19 protein-coding genes are annotated in these 19,681 nt (G+C 67.7%); 6 read left to right on the plus strand and 13 right to left on the minus strand.

Annotated elements, in window-relative coordinates; all coding sequences use genetic code 11:
* Positions 1 to 41: 41 nt before the first annotated feature.
* Complete coding sequence (locus tag D3H34_RS07745; RefSeq protein ID WP_119552869.1) at positions 42 to 1,685, minus strand: carboxypeptidase-like regulatory domain-containing protein; 1,644 nt, start codon at positions 1,683 to 1,685, stop codon at positions 42 to 44.
* Between the two features lie 209 nt (positions 1,686 to 1,894).
* Here D3H34_RS07745 and D3H34_RS07750 point away from each other — a divergent pair, with 209 nt between their 5' ends.
* From D3H34_RS07750 to D3H34_RS07760, 3 genes are read left to right on the plus strand one after another with little or no spacing between them, the layout of a single operon-like run.
* On the plus strand, positions 1,895 to 2,971 hold the full coding sequence (locus D3H34_RS07750; protein WP_119552870.1) for a PLP-dependent cysteine synthase family protein: 1,077 nt from the start codon (positions 1,895 to 1,897) through the stop codon (positions 2,969 to 2,971).
* Positions 2,971 to 4,077 carry a lipocalin-like domain-containing protein gene (locus D3H34_RS07755; protein WP_119552871.1) on the plus strand — a complete coding sequence of 369 codons (1,107 nt, stop codon included), beginning with the start codon at positions 2,971 to 2,973 and terminating at the stop codon, positions 4,075 to 4,077. The genes D3H34_RS07750 and D3H34_RS07755 overlap by 1 nt, the downstream gene beginning before the upstream one ends.
* A 33-nt stretch (positions 4,078 to 4,110) precedes the next feature.
* Positions 4,111 to 4,353 (plus strand): hypothetical protein, encoded by a 243-nt coding sequence (locus D3H34_RS07760; RefSeq protein WP_119552872.1) that lies wholly within the window; start codon positions 4,111 to 4,113, stop codon positions 4,351 to 4,353.
* Between the two features lie 35 nt (positions 4,354 to 4,388).
* Here the strand turns inward: D3H34_RS07760 and D3H34_RS07765 are convergent, their stop codons facing one another.
* The 7 genes from D3H34_RS07765 to D3H34_RS07795 all read right to left on the minus strand — a co-directional run bounded on the left by D3H34_RS07765 (position 4,389) and on the right by D3H34_RS07795 (position 10,939).
* Positions 4,389 to 4,835 (minus strand): cupin domain-containing protein, encoded by a 447-nt coding sequence (locus D3H34_RS07765; protein WP_119552873.1) that lies wholly within the window; start codon positions 4,833 to 4,835, stop codon positions 4,389 to 4,391.
* A gap of 126 nt (positions 4,836 to 4,961) precedes the next feature.
* Positions 4,962 to 5,948 carry a branched-chain amino acid ABC transporter permease gene (locus D3H34_RS07770; RefSeq protein WP_205736690.1) on the minus strand — a complete coding sequence of 329 codons (987 nt, stop codon included), beginning with the start codon at positions 5,946 to 5,948 and terminating at the stop codon, positions 4,962 to 4,964.
* Between the two features lie 10 nt (positions 5,949 to 5,958).
* Positions 5,959 to 6,834: a branched-chain amino acid ABC transporter permease gene (locus D3H34_RS07775; RefSeq protein WP_119552874.1), complete on the minus strand. Its 876-nt coding sequence runs from the start codon at positions 6,832 to 6,834 to the stop codon at positions 5,959 to 5,961.
* Positions 6,835 to 6,966: 132 nt separating this feature from the next.
* Positions 6,967 to 8,163 (minus strand): ABC transporter substrate-binding protein, encoded by a 1,197-nt coding sequence (locus tag D3H34_RS07780; protein WP_119552875.1) that lies wholly within the window; start codon positions 8,161 to 8,163, stop codon positions 6,967 to 6,969.
* Between the two features lie 29 nt (positions 8,164 to 8,192).
* A complete protein-coding gene (locus tag D3H34_RS07785; RefSeq protein ID WP_119552876.1) occupies positions 8,193 to 9,389 on the minus strand; it encodes an ABC transporter substrate-binding protein in 1,197 nt (398 codons plus the stop codon).
* 72 nt (positions 9,390 to 9,461) lie between these two features.
* Positions 9,462 to 10,169, minus strand: coding sequence for an ABC transporter ATP-binding protein (locus D3H34_RS07790; protein ID WP_119552877.1), 708 nt, complete (start codon positions 10,167 to 10,169; stop codon positions 9,462 to 9,464).
* Entirely contained in the window at positions 10,169 to 10,939 is a 771-nt protein-coding gene (locus D3H34_RS07795) for an ABC transporter ATP-binding protein (RefSeq protein WP_119552878.1), read from the minus strand. Before D3H34_RS07795 ends, D3H34_RS07790 begins: the two co-directional genes overlap by 1 nt.
* A gap of 340 nt (positions 10,940 to 11,279) precedes the next feature.
* Here D3H34_RS07795 and D3H34_RS07800 point away from each other — a divergent pair, with 340 nt between their 5' ends.
* The 3 genes from D3H34_RS07800 to D3H34_RS07810 all read left to right on the plus strand — a co-directional run bounded on the left by D3H34_RS07800 (position 11,280) and on the right by D3H34_RS07810 (position 13,714).
* A complete protein-coding gene (locus D3H34_RS07800; RefSeq protein ID WP_119552879.1) occupies positions 11,280 to 12,494 on the plus strand; it encodes an AGE family epimerase/isomerase in 1,215 nt (404 codons plus the stop codon).
* A gap of 107 nt (positions 12,495 to 12,601) precedes the next feature.
* Positions 12,602 to 13,219 (plus strand): cysteine hydrolase family protein, encoded by a 618-nt coding sequence (locus tag D3H34_RS07805; protein WP_119552880.1) that lies wholly within the window; start codon positions 12,602 to 12,604, stop codon positions 13,217 to 13,219.
* 51 nt (positions 13,220 to 13,270) lie between these two features.
* The gene (locus tag D3H34_RS07810; protein WP_167481150.1) at positions 13,271 to 13,714 is read left to right on the plus strand and encodes a cupin domain-containing protein; all 444 of its coding nucleotides are present in this window, start codon (positions 13,271 to 13,273) and stop codon (positions 13,712 to 13,714) included.
* A gap of 16 nt (positions 13,715 to 13,730) precedes the next feature.
* Here D3H34_RS07810 and D3H34_RS07815 read toward each other — a convergent pair whose 3' ends face one another.
* Genes D3H34_RS07815 through D3H34_RS07835 form a run of 5 tightly spaced genes read right to left on the minus strand, consistent with a single transcriptional unit; the run spans position 13,731 to position 19,631 of the window.
* Entirely contained in the window at positions 13,731 to 14,639 is a 909-nt protein-coding gene (locus D3H34_RS07815; protein WP_119552882.1) for a LysR family transcriptional regulator, read from the minus strand.
* A gap of 19 nt (positions 14,640 to 14,658) precedes the next feature.
* The gene (locus tag D3H34_RS07820) at positions 14,659 to 16,221 is read right to left on the minus strand and encodes a DHA2 family efflux MFS transporter permease subunit (RefSeq protein ID WP_119552883.1); all 1,563 of its coding nucleotides are present in this window, start codon (positions 16,219 to 16,221) and stop codon (positions 14,659 to 14,661) included.
* A gap of 41 nt (positions 16,222 to 16,262) precedes the next feature.
* Positions 16,263 to 17,588: an HlyD family secretion protein gene (locus D3H34_RS07825; RefSeq protein ID WP_119552884.1), complete on the minus strand. Its 1,326-nt coding sequence runs from the start codon at positions 17,586 to 17,588 to the stop codon at positions 16,263 to 16,265.
* A 35-nt stretch (positions 17,589 to 17,623) separates the two neighbouring features.
* Positions 17,624 to 19,102, minus strand: a complete 1,479-nt coding sequence (locus tag D3H34_RS07830) for an efflux transporter outer membrane subunit (protein WP_119552885.1) — start codon at positions 19,100 to 19,102, stop codon at positions 17,624 to 17,626.
* Positions 19,095 to 19,631: a MarR family winged helix-turn-helix transcriptional regulator gene (locus D3H34_RS07835; RefSeq protein ID WP_119552886.1), complete on the minus strand. Its 537-nt coding sequence runs from the start codon at positions 19,629 to 19,631 to the stop codon at positions 19,095 to 19,097. The genes D3H34_RS07830 and D3H34_RS07835 overlap by 8 nt, the downstream gene beginning before the upstream one ends.
* Positions 19,632 to 19,681: the final 50 nt, after the last annotated feature.

The raw sequence follows: 19,681 nt of genomic DNA on the forward strand, positions 1-19,681 counted from the left end.
GGCCGGCCATCGCGGCCAGCCCGGGGCTGCTCACTGCCGCATCAGTTGCAGTACTGCGCGTTCGCGTCGGTGTTGAGCTGCGGCGGCGCGTCGGCCAGGAACTGCTGCACCGGCACCACGGTGCCATTGCAGTTCTCGTCGGTGCGCAGGTCGAACACATGCCAATAGCGGGTGTCGCGGGTTTCACCGGCCGGCGGCGAGAACACGGCCTGAGCGCCGCGGTTGCTCAGCTCCACGCGCACCGGTGAACCGGTCTGACCCGGGTCGTACGTGCGCGAGTAGTTGTCGACGTAGAAGCGGTAGGTGCGGTTGCGCGCAAGCTTCGCGAAGGTCGTGTACTCGGGGCCGAAGCTGTACATGTCGTCCACATCGAGGTTCACGAACGGTGCCGCGGCCAACGAGCCCTTCTCGCGGAAGTAGATGTGCTCACCGACGTTGGCGCCGAGCGTGTGAGCGTCGATGTCGTCGGGCTTCTCGCCCCAGGTCAGCTTGATCGACACGGCCGCGCGCGTGAGCGTGAGGCAACCGCTGATCGTCGTGTCCTGCTCCGAGGGTTCGACGCTGGTCGCATTCGACAACTCGACCCCGCGGCTCGCCACCACGAACGAGGCACCACCGCGCTTGGCCGGCACCGAGAACTCGCCGTTGCCGTTGGTCAGCGCCGAGCCCGAGCCGCTGTACGACTTGCCTTCCGACGACACGAGTGCCCCCGCGATGCGCTGGCCTTCGGCGTCCTGCACGCAGCCCTTTACCTGCACCGTGTTGTAGACCTGATCGGCATTCCAGGTCGTGAAGTGCGTGACCGTGCCTTCGTAGTACTGGTTGGGCGCCGCGCCTTGCAAGGTTGCGGCACCCTCTTCCACCCACAGGCCGGTGGTGGTGTTGTAGAAGAAGAGCGGCACGCTCGCCGGCAGCGTGGCGGTGCGCGACGACGGCGCGATGCGCACCGTGGCGTTCACGCCCGAGGCGAGGTTCAGCGGTGCGCCGTCGGCGTCGACGAAGCTCGCGTCGAGCGCGCCGAAGCTCTCCATCGCCGCCGTGCCGCCGCCGCTGGCCGCGAGGTAGTTGCCGGGCATGAAGTTGACGTTCATGGCGGGTGCGATCGGCGTGAGCCGGCCGGTCACCATGCCGGTGGGCGCGCCGCCGTCGGCGCGGCGCAGCGCGTTGGCCGGCAGCTTGACCATCGCGGTCGAGCCCGGCACGGCGAGGTCGCGCGCCGCCGTGGGGTCGAAGGTGTCGGTGAAGGCCACCGGCAGCATCGGCACGTTGACGACCGTGGTGGCACCCGAGGCCTCCAGCGCGGCCGTGGCGCGGCTTTGCGGCGCGAAGCCGGTCTTGCTGTAGCTCAGCAGCACCGAGGCGCCGTTGGTGATGCCTTCGAGCGTGTAAGTGCCGTCGGCGGCAGTCGTCGCGCTGACGCCGCCGGCCGACACGGTCACCTGGCCCACGCCCGCGCCGTCGGCGGCATTGGTCACGCGGCCCGAGACCTTGGCGTTGGCCTGTGCGGGCGGGTTGGTGCCCGGCGGGTTCGTGCCGGGAGGATTGGTGCCGGGGTCGGTGCCACCCGGCCCGCCCTGCCCGGGCGGCGGAAGGAAGAAGCCCGGCGAACCACCGCCACCACCGCCGCCGCAAGCGACGATCGCCAGTGCGACCGCGACGGCCGCCACCACAGGTTTGAACTTCATGACTCGACTCCCTGATTTGTTGAATGAGGGGGCGAGCGTAAGGACCGCAACGCGTCGCAAACAGTGCCGAAAGTCACGCGTTGAAACGATGAGAACCAAAGCACTCGCATGCCGGGAAGGCCACTGTTCAGTGGGGTTCAATGACTTTCGACACTGTCAGCAGACCGGTTCGAGAGGCCCGTCCCGGCGCGGCTTGTAGACTGCCCGGCATGGCACAACCACTCAGCACCACCGCCCATGGCGGCTGGCTCGCCGGCGCGATCCGCCGCATCGAGGCCGACTACCAGCGCAGCGCCGACACGCACCTCATTGCGCTGCCGCTGCCCTCGCTCGCTGCCCACGGCATCGACCTGTACCTGAAGGACGAATCGACGCATCCCACCGGCAGCCTCAAGCACCGGCTCGCGCGTTCGCTCTTTCTCTATGCGCTGTGCAACGGCTGGGTGCGCGACGGCACGACCATCGTGGAGGCGTCGAGCGGCTCCACCGCCGTGAGCGAGGCCTACTTCGCGCGGCTGCTGGGCCTGCCCTTCATCGCCGTGATGCCGCGCAGCACCTCGCCCGAGAAGGTCGCGCAGATCGCCTTCTACGGCGGAAGCTGCCACTTCGTCGACCACGCGGCGCAGGTGTACGACGAGGCCCGCGCACTGGCCGAGCGCACCGGCGGCCACTACATGGACCAGTTCACGTACGCCGAGCGCGCGACCGACTGGCGCGGCAACAACAACATCGCCGAAAGCATGTTCCAGCAGATGGCGCGCGAGCGGCATCCGGTGCCCGCGTGGATCGTGGTGGGTGCCGGCACCGGCGGCACCAGCGCCACCATCGGGCGCTACCTGCGCTTTCGCTGCCACGACACGCAGGTGTGCGTGGCCGACCCCGAGGGCTCGGTGTTCTCGGCCTATCACCGCAGCGGCGACGCGATGTTGACCGCAGCCGGCTCGCGCATCGAAGGCATCGGCCGTCCGCGCGTGGAGCCCAGCTTCGTGCGCACGCTGGTCGACCGCATGCTCGAAGTGCCCAACCTCGATTCGGTGGCCGCCATGCACGCGCTGTCGACGCTGCTGGGTCGCAAGGTGGGCCCGTCGACCGGCACCAACTTTGTCGGCATGCTGGCCATCGCGCACGAGATGCGTGCGGCCGGGCAGCAAGGCTCGATCCTCTCGCTGCTGTGCGATGCAGGCGAACGCTACCTGCCGAGCTATCACGACGCCGACTGGGTGCGCAACGCCTTCGGCGACATCACGCCGGCACAGCAGCGCATCGACGCGCTGGTGGCGGGTTGATGTCCACGCGCGCATCTGGCGCACCCTGCGGCCTCATCGCGCGACGGCAGCTCCTGCTGCTGGCCGCGCTCGCCGCCTCGGGCGCGCCGCATGCCGGTTGGGCCCTGCCTGCGAAGGCGCTGCAGTTTCCGCGCGACTTCGGCAGCCACCCCGGGCTGCGCACCGAGTGGTGGTACATCACCGGCCACGGCCAGACCGCGGCGGGTCGCGCCTTCGGTTTCCAGGTGACCTTCTTCCGTTCGCGCGTCGATGCCACACAGGCCATGCGTTCGGCCTTCGCGGCGAAGCACCTGGTGTTCGCACACGCAGCCGTCACCGACCTCGAAGGCCGCGTGCTGCGGCACGACCAGCGCATCGCACGCGCGGGCTTCGACATCGCCTCGGCCAGCGAAACCGACACAGAGGTGCGGTTGCGCGACTGGTCTCTCGTCCGCGACCCCGCCGGCGGTGCCTACACCGCGCGCATTCCGGCCGGCGAATTCACGCTCGACCTGCGCTTTGCGCCCTCTCAACCGGTGCTGCTGCAAGGCCGTGAAGGCGTGTCACGCAAGGGGCCCGACCCCGAGCAGGCCAGCTACTACTACAGCGAGCCGCAACTGCAGGCGCAAGGCCGCCTCACGCTGCAGGGCCAGGCGCCGTTCGAGATCACCGGTGCCGCGTGGCTCGACCACGAATGGAGCGAGGCGCTGATGCATCCCGAGGCCGTGGGCTGGGACTGGATCGGCATGAACCTCGACGACGGCAGCGCGCTCACCGCCTTCCATCTGCGCCGCCGCGACGGCACTGCGTTGTGGTCCGGCGGCTCGTTTCGCCCGCGCGGTGGCGCGGCGCGCATCTTTCAGCCCGGCGAGGTGCGCTTCGAGGCCCTGCGCAACTGGACCAGCCCGCGCACCCGCGCGAGCTACCCCACGCACTGGCGCATCGACACGCCCTCGGGCCGCTTCGAAGTGCAGGCCCTGCTCGACGACCAGGAACTCGACAGCCGCGGCTCCACGGGCGGCGTGTACTGGGAAGGGCTGAGCGAACTGCGCGATGCGCAGCAAGGCACGCGCGTGGGGCGCGGGTATCTCGAGATGACGGGATACGCGGCGCCACTGCGGTTGTGAACTGCCGCACCGTTCCTTCATCCAGCCCCCGACATGAATCCCGCACGCCGCCAGAAACTGCGCACAGCCCTCATCGCGATCGCCGTGTTCGCGGGATTCGTCATCGCAGGCGCCCTGTTCGGCTCCGGTCGCGGCGGGGGCTCGACAAGCCTCGCAGGCCGCGAGATCTGCCGGGCCACGTGCATCGCACGCGGCTGGAAGGACGGCCGGCTCGAACCGCCGTCGCACACCACCGCAGACGCCACGCAGGGGCCGAAGGTCTGCCAGTGCCGATGACCTGGAAGTGACCGGCGCGACGCTCCGGCCGCAAGTCACGCCGAGACCGTCACCCCGTTGCGCTCCAGCACCGCCAGCAGCTTCGGAATGTCAGGCGCCGGCCCCACCGGAATCTCGCGGTCGATCGCCGTGAACATCTGCGCAGCCAGGGCGTCCTGCCCGGTGATCTCCAGCATCTGCCCGCCGCCCTTGCCGTAGTGAAAGCCGTGCACCGTGCCGCGCGGCACATGCACGAGCGTGCCGGGCTGGCACAGGTGGGCGTGGCCGTCGCAATGGAACTCGACCTCGCCGCCGAGCACGTAGAACGATTCGTCCCAGTCGTGGCTGTGCGGCGGCGGGCCCGTGCCTTCGTCACCGCGCTGGAAGGTGACGCCGTAGCTCTGCGTCGAGGCATTCGACGCCAGCACCGTCACCTGCGTGCCGAGCACGTTCAGCGGCGTCTCGCGCCGCTCAGGGGTCAGGACAAAGTACGGAAGGGCCATGATCGGCTCCTCGAAGTGGGAGCCGGATTCTGCGCCCCGCGCACGGCGGCCACAAGCGGCGACGGCGCAGGGAGGGTACCCTCCTTGCGCCGTCAAGGCATCACGAACTTGCCGTTGCAGGCGTTGCTACTTCGCGCGCCGCCGATCGACGAAGGCGATGATCTCGCCCATGATGCCCTTGCGGAAGGCCAGCACGCAGATCACGAAGATCAGGCCCGTGACCATGGTGACCGACTCGCCCAGGGTGTTGAACCAGTCGATGGTCGTGATGCGCGCCAGGAAGCTGCCGAGTTCGCCGATCTTGTTCTCCAGCAGCACCACCACTGCGGAGCCCACCAGCGGACCCGACAGCGTGCCCAGGCCGCCCACCAGCGTCATCAGGATGACCTGGCCCGAGGCGGTCCAGTGCACGTCGGACAACGTGGCAAAACCAAGCACCAGCGTCTTGAGCGAACCCGCGAGGCCCGACAGCGCGGCCGAGATCACGAAGGCCAGCAGCTTGAAGCGCGCGACGTCGTAGCCCAGCGAGAGCGCACGCGGCTCGTTCTCCTTGATGCCCTTGAGCACCTGCCCGAACGGCGAGTGGATGGTGCGCACGATCAGCAGGAAGGCCGCGACCACGATGACCAGCGCCACGTAGTACATGGTCAGGTCGTTCGACAGGTCGACGACGCCGAAGAGCTTGCCGCGCGGCACGCCCTGCAGGCCGTCTTCGCCGCCGGTGAACTTGGCCTGCAGCGCGACGAAGAACATCATCTGCGCGAGCGCCAGCGTGATCATCGCGAAGTAGATGCCCTGGCGACGGATGGCCAGCACGCCGAAGAGCCAGCCCAGCAGCGCACCTGTGAGCGTGCCCGCGATCAGGCCCAGTTCGGGCGTGAGGCCCCAGACCTTGATCGCATGGCCGGCCACGTACGCCGAGCCGCCCAGGAAGGCCGCATGGCCGAAGGACAGCAGGCCGGTGTAGCCCAGCAGCAGGTTGAAGGCCGAGGCGAACAGTGCGAAGCACATGAGCTTCATCACGAACACCGGATAGGCGCCGAAGAACGGTGCGAGCACAAGGGCCAGCAGCAGCAGGCCGTAGACGACAGTAGAGATTTTTTTCATGTTCATGCCGTCCGCCTTATTTCTCTTTGCCGAACAGGCCGGCGGGGCGAATCAACAGCACGATGACCATGATCACGAACACAACCGTCGAGGAAGCCTCGGGATAGAAAACCTTGGTGAGCCCTTCGATCACACCCAGGCCCAGGCCCGTGAGGATGGCGCCCATGATCGAGCCCATGCCACCGATCACGACCACCGCGAACACCACGATGATGAGGTTCTGCCCCATCAGCGGCGAGACCTGCATCACCGGTGCGGCCAGTACGCCGGCGAAAGCGGCGAGCGCACAGCCGAAGGCGTAGGTCAGCGTGATCATCAGCGGCACGTTGACGCCGAAGGCTTCCACGAGGCGCGGGTTCTCGGTGCCGGCGCGCAGGTAGGCGCCCAGGCGGGTCTTCTCGATCACGTACCAGGTCGCGAAGCAGATCACCAGCGAGGCCACGACCACCCAGGCACGGTAGTTCGGCAGGATCATGAAGCCCAGGTCGGTGGCGCTCGACAGCGCATCGGGCGCGTCGTAGGGCAGCCCCGACACGCCGTAGACCGAGCGGAACACGCCCTCGATCAGCAGCGTGAGGCCCAGCGTGAGCAGCAGGCCATAAAGGTGGTCGAGCTTGTAGATCCAGCGCAGCAGCAACCGCTCGATGACCACGCCGAACAGGCCGATGATGATCGGGGCGGCGATCAGCATCACCCAGTAGTTGACGCCCAGGTACTCCATGGCCATCCAGGTCAGGACGGCCCCGAGCATGAACAGCGCGCCGTGCGCGAAGTTGATGACGTTGAGCAAACCGAAGATCACCGCCAGCCCGAGGCTCAGGATGGCGTAGAACGAGCCGTTGACCAGCCCCAGGAGGAGCTGGCTCAACAAGGCGGGAAGGGAAATATTCATAGGCGTTTCAGAAAACCGACGGGCTCGTTCCGTGCATGAGGGCCGCCGCGCACGGCCGCCCGAAGGGGCCGGCCCGCTCCCCTTGCGAAGGGGAGTTGGCGAAGCGACACGAAGTGCGCGAAGCCTGGGGGATTACTTCCACAGTGCGCAGCGGCTCTCGGCCTTGGTCGTGAAGACCTCTTCGCCCTTGAGCTTCTGGACCACCTTGTAGTAGTCCCACGGCTGCTTGGATTCGGCCGGCGACTTGACCTGCACCAGGTACATGTCGTGCACGAAGCGGCCGTCGGCGCGGATGTTGCCCTTGGCGTAGAAGTCGTCGATGGGCGTGGACTTCAGCGTGGCCATGACCTTGTCGGCATCGACCGTCTTGGAGGCCTGCACGGCCTTCAGGTAGGTCATGGTGGCCGAGTAGTCGGCGGCCTGGATGTCGGTGGGCATGCGCTTGGTCTTCTCGAAGAAGCGCTTGCCGAAGGCGCGCGTCTTGTCGTCGAGGTTCCAGTCCCAGCTGGTGGTGAGCAGCAGGCCTTCGGTGTTCTTCAGGCCCAGGCTGTGCACGTCGGTCACGAACACCAGCAGGCCGACCATCTTCATGGTCTTGGTGATACCGAATTCCTTCGCAGCCTTGATCGAGTTGATGGTGTCGCCGCCCGCATTGGCCAGCGCCAGCACCTGGGCCTTGGAGTTCTGCGCCTGCAGCAGGAAGGACGAGAAGTCCGACGTGTTGAGCGGATGCTTCACGCTGCCCAGCACGGTGCCGCCCTTCTCCTTCACGACCTTGGTCGCGTCGGCTTCGAGCGCCTGGCCGAAGGCGTAGTCGGCGGTCAGGAAGTACCAGCTCTTGTCGCCGCGGCCGATGACGGCGGCGCCGGTGCCCTTGGCCAGCGCGACGGTGTCGTAGGCGTAGTGCACGGTGTAGGGCGAGCACTGCTCGTTGGTGAGCGCCGAGCTGCCGGCGCCGTTGACGATGAAGACGCGCTTCTTCTCCTGCGCCACCTTCGCCATCGCCAGGCCGGTGCCCGAGCTGGTGCCGCCGAACAGCATGGTCAGGCCCTGCGTGTCGATCCACTCGCGCGCCTTCGAGGCGGCGATGTCGGCCTTGTTCTGGTGGTCGGCCGTGAGCAGCTCGATGGGCATGCCGTTGACCTTGCCGCCGAAGTCGTCGATGGCCAATTGGATCGCCAGCGCGCCGTTCTTGCCTTCGACGTCGGCGTACAGGCTCGACATGTCGGTGATGAAGCCGATCTTGAGCTTGTCCTGCGCCTGGGCGGCACCGGCGGTCAGCGCGGCGGCGGCGAAAACGGCGGAGAGAGCGAATGTGGTGGTCTTCATGGATGTTCCTGGTGATGGGTTCGGGCGGCTCACTTCCAGAGCGTGCACTTGGACTCGGCCTTGGTGGTGAAGACGGTGTCGCCGGGCAGCTTCTTCACGAGCTTGTAGTAGTCCCACGGCGTCTTCGATTCGGCGGGCGACTTGACCTGCATCAGGTACATGTCGTGCACGTAGCGGCCGTCGGGGCGGATCTGGCCGGTGCCGAAGAAATCGTTGAGCTTCATCTTCTTGAGCTCGGCCATGACCTTGTCGGCATCGTCGGTCTTGGCGGCGTCCACGGCCTTGAGGTAGGTCATGGTGGCCGAGTAGTCGGCGGCCTGGATTTCGGTGGGCATGCGCTTGGTCTTCTCGAAGAAGCGCTTGGAGAACTTGCGGGTCTCGTCGTTCAGGTCCCAGTACCAGCTGGTGGTGAACTGCAGGCCTTCGGTGTTCTTCAGGCCCAGGCTGTGCACGTCGCTCAGGAAGATCAGCAGGCCGGCCAGCTTCATGGACTTGCCGATGCCGAATTCCTTCGCGGCCTTGATGCTGTTGACCGTGTCGCCGCCGGCATTGGCCAGGCCGAGGATCTGCGCCTTGGAGTTCTGCGCCTGCAGCAGGAACGACGAGAAGTCGGACGCATTGAGCGGATGGCGCACCGCGCCGACGATCGTGCCGCCCTTGGCCTTCACGACCGTGGAGGTGTCGGCTTCGAGTGCGTGGCCGAAGGCGTAGTCGGCGGTCAGGAAGAACCAGGTCTTGCCGCCACCGTCGACCACGGCGGCGCCGGTGCCCTTGGCCAGCGCGACGGTGTCGTAGGCGTAGTGCACGGTGTAGGGCGTGCACTGTTCGTTGGTGAGCGCCGACGAGGCCGCGCCGTTGTTGAAGTACACGCGCTTCTTCTCGGCCGCGACCTTGGCCAGCGCCAGACCCACGCCGGAGTTGGTGCCGCCGAAGACCATGCTCAGGCCTTGCGTGTCGATCCACTCGCGCGCCTTCGAGGCCGCGATGTCAGGCTTGTTCTGGTGGTCGACGGTGAGCAGCTCCACAGGCTTGCCGGCCGCCTTGCCGCCGAAGTCGTCGATGGCCATCTGGATCGCCAGCGCGCCGTTCTTGCCTTCGAGGTCGGCGTACAGGCTCGACATGTCGGTGATGAAACCGATCTTCACTTTCTCTTGGGCCTGCGCGGCGCCCGCACCCAGCGCGAGGAGGCCGATGGCGGTGGCGATGAGACCGAGTTTCTTGTTCATGGCGTTGTCTCCTGAAGGAATCTTTGTGGGATGGAGGAAAAGGTCTTGTGGACGTGTTGCGGGATCGGCCGCTCAGACACCCAGCAGTTCGGTCAGCACGGGCATCTTGGCTTCGAGCTCGGAGGCGCCGAATTTCTCGACGATGCGGCCGTGCTCCATCACGTAGAAGCGATCGGCCAGCGGTGCGGCGAAGCGGAAGTTCTGCTCCACCATGACGATCGTGTAGCCCTTGGCGCGCAGCGTGCTGATCATGCGGGCCAGCGCCTGCACGATGACGGGCGCGAGGCCTTCGGAAATCTCGTCGAGCAGCAGCAGCTTGGCGCCGGTGCGCAGGATGCGCGCCACGGCCAGCATCTGCTGTTCACCGCCCGACAGGCGCGTGCCCTGGCTGTGGCGGCGCTCCGCGAGGTTGGGGAACATGGCGTAGATCTCGTCGACCGACATGCCCTGCCCTGCCCCCTTGAGTTCGGGCGGCAGCATCAGGTTTTCTTCGCACGAGAGGCTGGCGAAGATGCCGCGCTCTTCGGGGCAGTAACCGATGCCCAGGTGCGCGATACGGTGCGTCGGCAGCCCGATGGTCTCGCGGCCGTTGACCTCGATGCTGCCCTTGCGCGCGCCCGTGAGCCCCATGATGGCGCGCAGCGTGGTGGTGCGGCCCGCACCATTGCGGCCCAGCAGCGTGACGACTTCGCCCGGCTGCACGACCATGTCGACGCCGTGCAGCACGTGCGATTCGCCGTACCAGGCTTGCAGGTCCTTGATTTCGAGTGCGGCGGTCATCAGTGAGCTCCCTGAAGCTGGCCGTCGGTGGTGCCCATGTAGGCCTCCATGACCTGCGGGTTCTTGGAGACTTCGGCGTACGGCCCTTCGGCCAGCACGGCGCCGCGTTGCAGCACCGTGATGGTGTCGGCGATGGTGGAGACCACGCTCATGTTGTGTTCGACCATCAGGATCGTGCGGCCGGCCGACACGCGCTTGATGAGGTCGGCCACGCGGTGCACGTCTTCGTGGCCCATGCCCTGCGTGGGTTCGTCCAGCAGCATGAGTTCGGGTTCCATGGCCAGCGTGGTCGCGATCTCGAGCGCGCGCTTGCGGCCGTAGGGCAGGTTCACGGTCTGCTCGTCGGCCAGCTCTTCCAGGCCCACCTCGGCGAGCAGCTCGCGGGCGCGCGCATCAAGCGGCTGGAGCGACTTCTCGCTCTTCCAGAAGTGGTACGAAGTGCCGAGCTTGCGCTGCAGGCCCAGGCGCACGTTCTCGAGCAGCGTGAGGTGCGGGAACACGGCGGAGATCTGGAACGAGCGGATCACTCCGCGCCGCGCGATCTGCGCCGGGCGCTCGCCCGTGATGTCGTGCCCATTGAAAAGGATCGTGCCCGCGGTGGGCTCGAGGAACTTCGTGAGCAGGTTGAAGCAGGTCGTCTTGCCGGCACCGTTGGGGCCGATGAGCGCGTGGATCGAGCCGCGCTTCACCGAGAGGTCAACCTTGCTGACCGCAGTGAACCCCTTGAATTCCTTGGTGAGCTGGCGTGTTTCGAGAATGACGTCGCTCATCTCGCGGCGTCGTCCGTGTGCGGAAAAAAGAAATCGGTCATGCGGTCCATCTCAATGCGCCACCAGCGAGCGCGGACCGATTGTTGGTGGCTGCTATGCAATTGCATACTGGGGCAAATGCCTATGCTGCACTGCAACCATTCACAGAGTGCGCACATGCTGCGAAAGCGACTGTCGTCCCGACGACATTGCGCACCGCAACATGCATCTGTGCGAGCGCACGAGGCATGCGCTCGCACCATGATGACGCCATCGAAAACGCATGCGCTCTTCGTGAAAAACTTGCGCGCGCCACACACAGCAACGATGCTCTTTCACCCGGATTGAATCCATCGCCACCATGCCCCTGCCGAACTTCCGCTCACCCGAATTCCTCGCCGATCACATCGCACACACGCTGGCGTTCTACGCGCCGCGCAGCCTCGATCCCTCGGGCGGCTTCTTCCATTTCTACAAGGACGACGGCACGGTGTACGACCGCCGCACGCGCCACCTCGTGAGCAGCACACGCTTCGTGTTCAACCACGCGATGGCGTGGCGACGCTTCGGCCGACCCGACGACCTCGCGGCGACGCGGCACGGCCTCGCATTCCTGCAGGCCGCGCATGCCCAGCCGCATGGTGGCTATGCATGGCAGATTGGCTGGGATGGCCATCAGGCGACGGTGCAGGATGGCACGCAGCATTGCTACGGGATGGCCTTCGTGTTGCTGGCACACGCGCATGCGCTGATGGCCGGTGTGGCGGAAGCGCGCACCGGCTTGGCGCGCACCCGCGACCTGATGGAGCAGCACTTTTGGGAGCCCGGGCACCAGCTGTACGCCGACGAGGCCACGCCCGGCTGGCAGGTCGGCCCCTACCGCGGGCAGAACGCCAACATGCACGCCTGCGAGGCGATGCTCGCGGCCTACGACGCCACCCGCGAGCCCTTCTACCTCGAGCGCGCGCGCACGCTCGCCGAAAGCATCACGGGCCGGCAGGCCGCGCTTGCCGACGGGTTGGTGTGGGAACACTACCGCGAAGACTGGTCGGTCGACTGGGACTACAACCGCGGCGACAAGACCAACATCTTCCGCCCCTGGGGCTTCCAGACCGGCCACCTCACCGAGTGGGCCAAGCTGCTGCTGCAGCTCGAGAGCCACCTGGGGCCCGGCGCACCCGGCACCGAATGGATCGTGCCGCGTGCGCGCCACTTCTTCGACACCGCGATGCAGCGCGGCTGGGACGCCACGCACGGCGGGCTGGTCTACGGCTTCGGCCCCGACGGCGCGGTGTGCGACGGCGACAAGTACTTCTGGGTCCAGGCCGAGAGCTTCGCCGCCGCCGCCCTGCTTGCGGTGCGCACGGGCGACGCCGGCTACTGGGCGTGGTACGACCGGATCTGGACCTACAGCTGGGCGCACTTCGTCGACCACGTGCACGGTGCCTGGTACCGCATCCTGACGCCGCAGAACGCGAAGATCAGCGATGAGAAAAGTCCGGCCGGCAAGACCGACTACCACACCATGGGCGCGTGCCACGACGTGCTGAAGGCGCTGGGCCACGGCGTGAAGTAGCCGCACCACCCCTCACGATCCGCACAAATCTTGTGCGGCGACGCACCTACCCCGCAACCCGCGGGCTGCCTACGCTTGGGCCTTCCTTCACTCACGCAGAGCAATACATGAAGCACCCCAGCATCCGCACCATCACCGGCGCCGAACCCACCAGCCGCCTCGACCCCGCCACCACGGCGCTGATCGCGATCGATTTCCAGAACGAGTACTTCGACGGGCGCATGCCCATTCCCGACGGCCTGGCCGCGCTGCAACAGGCGCGGCGATTGATCGACGCGGCCGACCGGCATGCGGTGCCGGTGTTCCATGTGCAGCACCTCGCGCCCGCCGACAGCCCGATCTTCGCGGACGGCAGCCACGCCTTCGGCATCCACGACGCACTGCGCCCGGCGCCGCAACACACGGTGCTGCGCAAGGCGACGCCCAGTGCCTTCGCGGGCACCACGCTCGAAGCCGAACTGCAGGCACGCGGCGTCACGACGCTCATCCTCACGGGCCTCATGACGCACATGTGCGTGTCGGCCACCGCCTTCGACGCCGCGCCGCGCGGCTACCAGAGCCTCATCGTGAGCGACGCCTGCGCGACGCGCGATCTCGACCTGGAAGAAGGCGGCGTGCTGGGGCACCGCGAACTGCATCGTGCGGCCCTGCGTGGCGTGTCGGATGTGGTGGCCGAGGTGCGGTCGACCGACGAGGTATTGCAGCTCTTGGAGGAGGGCCGCTGACGCCCTGCCCCTCGCATGCCTCCACGACTCCAAACTCTTCGATCCATGACCATGAAGCGCTCTTCCGCCTTGTTCCTCGCTATGTCCTGCGCCCTGTGCGCGCCGGGCCTCGCCACCGCCGCCACGCCGGCACCCCGCACGCCGATCTCGGCACCGGCCGACACGCTGCAGTGGCAAGCCCTCGCGGGTGGCATCCGCTACGCCAACGTGCGCGGCAACCTGACGGGCAATGGCCCCTACGAAGCTTTTGTCGAATTCCCGGCCGGCTTCGACAACCCGCACCATCGCCACACGCAGGTGCTCCCGTCCGTCGTGCTCTCGGGCGTGTTCTATGCGATCTTCGATGACGGCAAGAAGGTGCTGTACCCGGCCGGTTCGTACTACCTGCTGCCGGCGCAGCTGCCGCACCGTAGCGGCTGCGAACCGGGCGCGAACTGCCTGCTGTTCCAGTACCAGAGCGACCGCTTCGATCTGGTGCCCACCGCGTCCAGGTAAGGCGCGCCTGCTGCGCTCAGTCGCCCTGCCCGTCCGCGGGCAGGTAGCGCGCGGCAGCAAAGTCGACAAACGCACGCACCTTCGGCGACAGGTGCCGGTTCTGCGGATACAGCGCGTAGAGGTTCAGCGGCTGCTGGTGGAACTCCGGCAGCACACGCACCAGCTCGCCGCGCGCGACATGCGCGTGCACGAGGAACGCCGGCGATGCCGCCAGCCCCGTACCGGCCAGCGCGGCAGTGCGCAGCACGAGCCCGCTGTTGGCCTGCAGCCGCCCGCCCACGTCGACCGTGCAGACGCTGCCGTCCGGCGCGGTGAAGCTGGGTTGCGCGGCCTTCGCGGCCAATGAATAGTTGAGGCAGTCGTGCGTCGCCAGATCGGCAGGCACCTGCGGCGTGCCGCGCCGCTGCAGGTAGGCCGGCGACGCCACCCACCACTCCTCGAAGCTCGCGAGGCGCTTGACGATCAGCGTCGAATCCGAGAGTGCATACGCCAGTCGCAATCCCACGTCGAAGCCCTCCTCGATCAGGTCGACGAAGCGGTCGTTGCAGACCAGGTCGGCCCTGACCTGCGGATGCGCGTCGAGGAACGCCGGCAGCCATTGCGCCAGCTCCTCCAGCCCGAAGGACATCGGCGCGTTGATGCGCAACAGGCCCGTGGGCTCGACCTGGTGCTGGGCCACGACCAGCGCCGCGGTCTCCACCTGGTCGAGGATCTGCCGCGTGTGCTCGTAGTAGGTCTGGCCAGCCTGCGTGAGCGCGAAACGGCGCGTGGTGCGATTGAGCAGCTGCACGCCCAGCGCTGTTTCCAGCTGCTTGACGTGGCGCGAGACCACCGTGTGCGACACGTCCATCGCGTCGGCCGCGGCGGTGAAACCGCCGGCCTCCACGACGGCGCGGAACGCCTTCATGGCCGCGAACTGGTCCATGCGCGTGGGCCGTGCGGGGTCAGTGCGCGCCAGCAGCAGCGTCGCCGCCCGAGCCGCCCTTTTGCGGCCGTGCCAGCCACACCAGCGGAATCAGCAACAGGAACAGCACCGCCGAGGCATAGAAGATGTCGTTCGTGGCGAGCATGAACGACTGCTGGTCGACAAGGCGGTTGATCTGCCCGAGCACCTGCTCGGCGCTGAAGCCGCTGCCCGACAGCCCCGAGATGGCGGCATTCGCCGCGCTGTTGCCCGGGTTCACCGACTCGACGAGCTGCGCGTGGTGCATGGCCGCGCGGTTCTCCCACAGCGTGGTGGCGATCGACGTGCCCATGGCACCCGCCGTGATCCGCAGGAAGTTCGACAACCCCGACGCGGCCGGGATGCGATCAGGCGTGAGGCCCGACAGCGTGATGGTCACGAGCGGAATGAAGAAGAACGCCATCGCGATGCCCTGGATGATCGTCGGGATGATGATCGTCACGAAGTCGGCCTGCGTGTTGAAGTTCGAGCGCATCCACAGCACCAGCGCGAACACGAGGAACGAGAAGGTCGCGTAGCGGCGCGGATCGATCTTGGACACCGTGAGGCCCACCACCGGCGAGAAGAAGATCGCCAGCAGCCCCACGGGCGCCATGATCATCCCCGCCTGCGTGGCGGTGTAGCCCATCCACTGCTGCAGCCACAGCGGCAGCAGCACCACGTTGCCGAAGAACAGGCCGTAGGCGATGGCCGTGGCCACCGCGCCCGACCAGAAGTTGCGGCGCTTGAACAGCGACAGGTCGACCACGGGATGCTTGTCGGTCAGCTCCCAGACGAGGAAGAACGCGAAGCCGATCACGGCCACCACGGCCATCGTGACGATCTCGGCCGAGTGGAACCAGTCGAGCTCCTTGCCCTTGTCGAGCATGAGCTGCAGCGAGCCCACCCACAGCACCAGCAGCGCCAGGCCGATCGCATCGATCGGCACCTTGTGCGTGTTGCTCTCGCGCTTGTGATACAGCGCCCAGGTGATCGCCGCGGCCACGATGCCGACCGGGATGTTGATGTAGAAGATCCACGGCCACGAGATGTTGTCGGTGATCCAGCCGCCGAGCAGCGGCCCCATCACCGGCGCGACCAGCGTGGTCATCGACCACATCGCCATCGCCAGGCCGGCCTTGGCGCGCGGGTAGCTCGACAGCAGCAGCGTCTGCGACAGCGGGATCATCGGCCCCGCGACGAAGCCCTGCAGCGCGCGAAAGGCGATCAGGGTCGTCATGTTGGGCGCCAGGCCGCACAGCAGCGAGGCGACCATGAACAGGATCACGCTGGCCATGAACAAGCGCACCTGGCCGAAGCGCTGCGTCATGAAACCCGTGAGCGGCACCGCGATGGCGTTGGCCACCGCGAAGCTGGTGATGACCCAGGTGCCTTGCGTGGTGCTCACGCCCAGGTCGCCCGAGATGGCCGGCAACGACACGTTCGCGATCGACGAGTCGAGCACGTTCATGAAGGTGGCGGCGGACAGCGCGACCGTGCCCCACACGCGGGCGGAGCCCTCGAGCGGGGGGTGCGCGATGTAGGCAGGAGCAGCAGTGGCCATGGCGCGAGCTGTGAGGGTTCAGCGGCAGCGAAAAGCTGCGATCAGCCCGGCTGGCCCTGCGTGGCGGCGTGCGCGGCCGGTGCCGTGGTGGCGGCCGCCGGACGGTTCACGGCGGCGACCGGTGCACCGCGACCGAGGTTGGCGGCGACGATGCGCTCCACCTCGGCGTCGGCGCCGCGGTCGAGCTGGCTGTAGACCTGCGTCTGTGCGAAGGCGGTGCTGCGCGGCGCGTCGGCCAGCATCTTGCCGGTCTTCTGCGTGATGTCGATCTCGGCGTCCATCGACAGGCCGATGCGCAGCGGGTTGGCCTTGAGCTGCTCGGCGTCGAGCGCGATGCGCACGGGCACGCGCTGCACCACCTTGATCCAGTTGCCGGTGGCGTTCTGCGCCGGCAGCAGCGCGAAGGCGGCACCGGTGCCCACGCCCAGGCCGGCGACCTTGCCGGTGTACTCGACCTTCTTGCCGTACACGTCGGCCGTGAGCTTCACGGGCTGGTCGATGCGAATGTTGCGCAGCTGCACTTCCTTGAAGTTGGCGTCGACCCACAGCTGGTGCAGCGGCACGATCGACATCATCGGCGTGCCGGCGGCCACGCGCTGGCCCAGCTGCACGGTGCGCTTGGCGACGTAGCCATCGACCGGCGCGGGCATGGCCACGCGCTGCGTGGCGAGGTAGGCCTCGCGCACCTTGGCGGCGGCGGCCAGCACGCTCGGGTGCTGCGCCACGCTGGTGCCTTCGGTCAGCGACTGGTTGCTCGCCAGCGCCTCGCGCGCGGCGACCACGCCGGCTTGTGCGGCGGCAAGCGCGCTCCTGGCGTTGGCCAGTTGCGTTTCGGCGTGGTTGAGTTCTTCCTTCGACACGGCGCCATTGCCCGACAGCGCGCGGCGGCGCTGCAGATCGTCCTGCGCCTTGGCGATGTCGCTTTGGGCCTTGGCGATGTCGGACTGGCGCAGCGTGACCTGCGCGGCCAGCGAGCCGTTGTTGGCGTACAGCGTGCGCACCTGGCGCACGGCCTGCGCGAGCGCGGCCTCGGCCTGCTCGAGCGCGACCTTGGCGTCGGCCGGGTCGAGCTGCACCAGCGGTTGGCCGGCCTTCACGAAGTCGGTGTCGTCGGCGCCGATGGCCATGACCGTGCCGCCGATCTGCGGCGTGATCTGGATGACGTTGCCCTGCACGTAGGCGTTGTCGGTGCTCTCGTAGTGGCTGGCCACCAGCCATTCGTACAGGCCCCAGCCGCCGCCCGCGACCACCACGACGGCGGTGAGGAGCGTGAGTGCGCGGCGGCGCTTGCCGTTGCCCGCGGGCGCCTCGGGCGCTGCGGTGGTTGGCACGGGGGAAGCGGATGTAGGAGTGTTGTTATCGCTCATGATGGAGTTCTTTCCGGAGAAGGCGGATCAGCAAATCAGTTCAGTGCGGCGGCTGTCGGTGCCGAAGCCGTCGAAGTGGTCGGCGGCTGCCAGCCACCGCCCAAGGCGCGCGCCAGGCCCACCTGGGTGTCCAGCGCACGGGCCGCCAGGTCGACCGCGAGCCGGCGCTGGGCCAGCACGGCGGTTTCGGCCGTGAGCACGTTGAGGTAGTTGCCCAGGCCGGCGCGGTAGCGCTGCACGGCGATGTCGTAGGCGCCTTCGGCGGCCGTCTGCGCGGCGCGCTGTTCGGTCTGCTGGCGCGTGATCGACTGCGCGCTCGACACCTGGTCGGCCGCGTCGCGCACGGCATCAAGCACTGTGGCGTTGTAGCTTTCGATGGCCACGTCGAGGTCGGCCGACTTGCCGCGCAGGTTGGCGCGCAGGCGCCCGCCTTCGAAGATCGGCAGGTGGATGGCCGGGCCCACGCCCCACTGCTCGCTGCCCGACTTGAGCAGCTTGCCGAAGCCCAGACTCTGGAAGCCGGCAAAGGCCGTGAGGTTCACGTTGGGATAGAACTGGGTCTTGGCGTTGTCCACGTCGCTGGTGGCGGCCTCGACGCGCCAGCGCGCGGCGGCGATGTCGGCGCGGCGGCCCAGCAGGTCGGCCGGGATGTTCGCCTGCAGCGCCATCGGCTTCACACCGGCGAGCACCGGCGGCTTGAGCGACGCCGTCACGTTGGGCTGCCCCACGAGCGCATCGAGCGCGTGCTGCTGCAGCGCGATCTGCTCGTTGAGCGCCTCGATCTGCTGGCGTGCCTCGGGCAGGCCGCCTTCGCTCTGGCGCAGTTCGAGGCGGGTGTCGAGGCCGGCCGAGACGCGGTCGCGCACCAGCTTGAAGGTCTCGTCGCGCTGGGCCAGCGTGCGCTTGGCCACTTCAACCTGCTCGTTCAGGCGCGCCCACTGGAAGTAGCTGCGCGCCACGTTGCTCGCAAGCAGTACGCGCGCGGCATCGGCGTCGGCCGCTGCGGCGTTGGCCACGCCGAGGGCGGTGTCGAGTGCGCTGCGGTTCTTGCCGAAGAAGTCGAGTTCCCAGCTCGCGCCGAGTTGCAGCAGGCCGATGTTCTGCGTCGAGCCGCCCAGCGGTGCTGGGTAGATGTAGTTGCTGTTGAACTTCTGGCGGTTCAGGTTCAGGTCGGCGCCGACCTTGGGCAGCAGCGCCGCACCGGCGATGTCCGCCGAAGCTTGCGCGCGCACCAGCCGCGCACGCGCGACCTGCAGGTTCGGGTTGCCGGCCACGGCCTGGTCGACCAGCGCATTGAGCTGGCTGTCGCCGAAGGCCTGCCACCACTGGCTGTCGAGGCTGGGCACGGCGGCGCGCGCGGGGTCGGCCGCGATGCCGAGGGTGGACGCATCGCGCAGCTTGGCGTGCGAGCCGATGCCGCCCATGTCGGCGCAACCGGCGAGCGCGACCACCGCCAGCGCGGCGGCCACGACAGGCGTGCGACGCAGCGCGCGCACGGCGAAAGACTCAGTCATTCTTCTCTCCACGGGCCGCGAGGCCCTGTGCGTTGTCGAGGATGCGGCGCAAGTAGTCCTTGAGCTGCTCCCATTCTTCGGGGCTGAAGCCGGCCAGGTACTCGTTCTGCACCCGGCTCAGCACATAGGGCACTTCCTTCGCGGCCGCACGGCCTTCGTCGGTGAGTTCGATGTTGACCACGCGGCGGTCTTCGAGCGAGCGCACCCGGCGGCACAAGCCCTTGGCTTCGAGGCGGTCGAGCAGGCGCGTCATGGCGCCGGTGTCGAGTTCGCAGGCACGGGCGAGCTCGGCCACGGTGGTGGCGGCGCCGACGTGCAGCTTGTACAACGGCACCCACTGCGGGTACGTGGGGCTGCCGGGCTCGCACATGCGCGTGCCCACGGTCTGCCCCACGGAGGTGACGATGCGGCGCATGAGGTAGCCGATGCTCTCTTCGGCGCGGTAGTCCTCGGCGCGATAGAAGGCGACCGGCGGGCGCGCGGGCTCGTCGGGCGTCGGAGGAACCGGGGAGATGGGGTCATCGCTCATGCCGGAAATATTAGTTGCCATGGCAATTATTGTCAAGGCGACCTTTGTGA

It is taken from the genome of Acidovorax cavernicola (genome assembly GCF_003581445.1).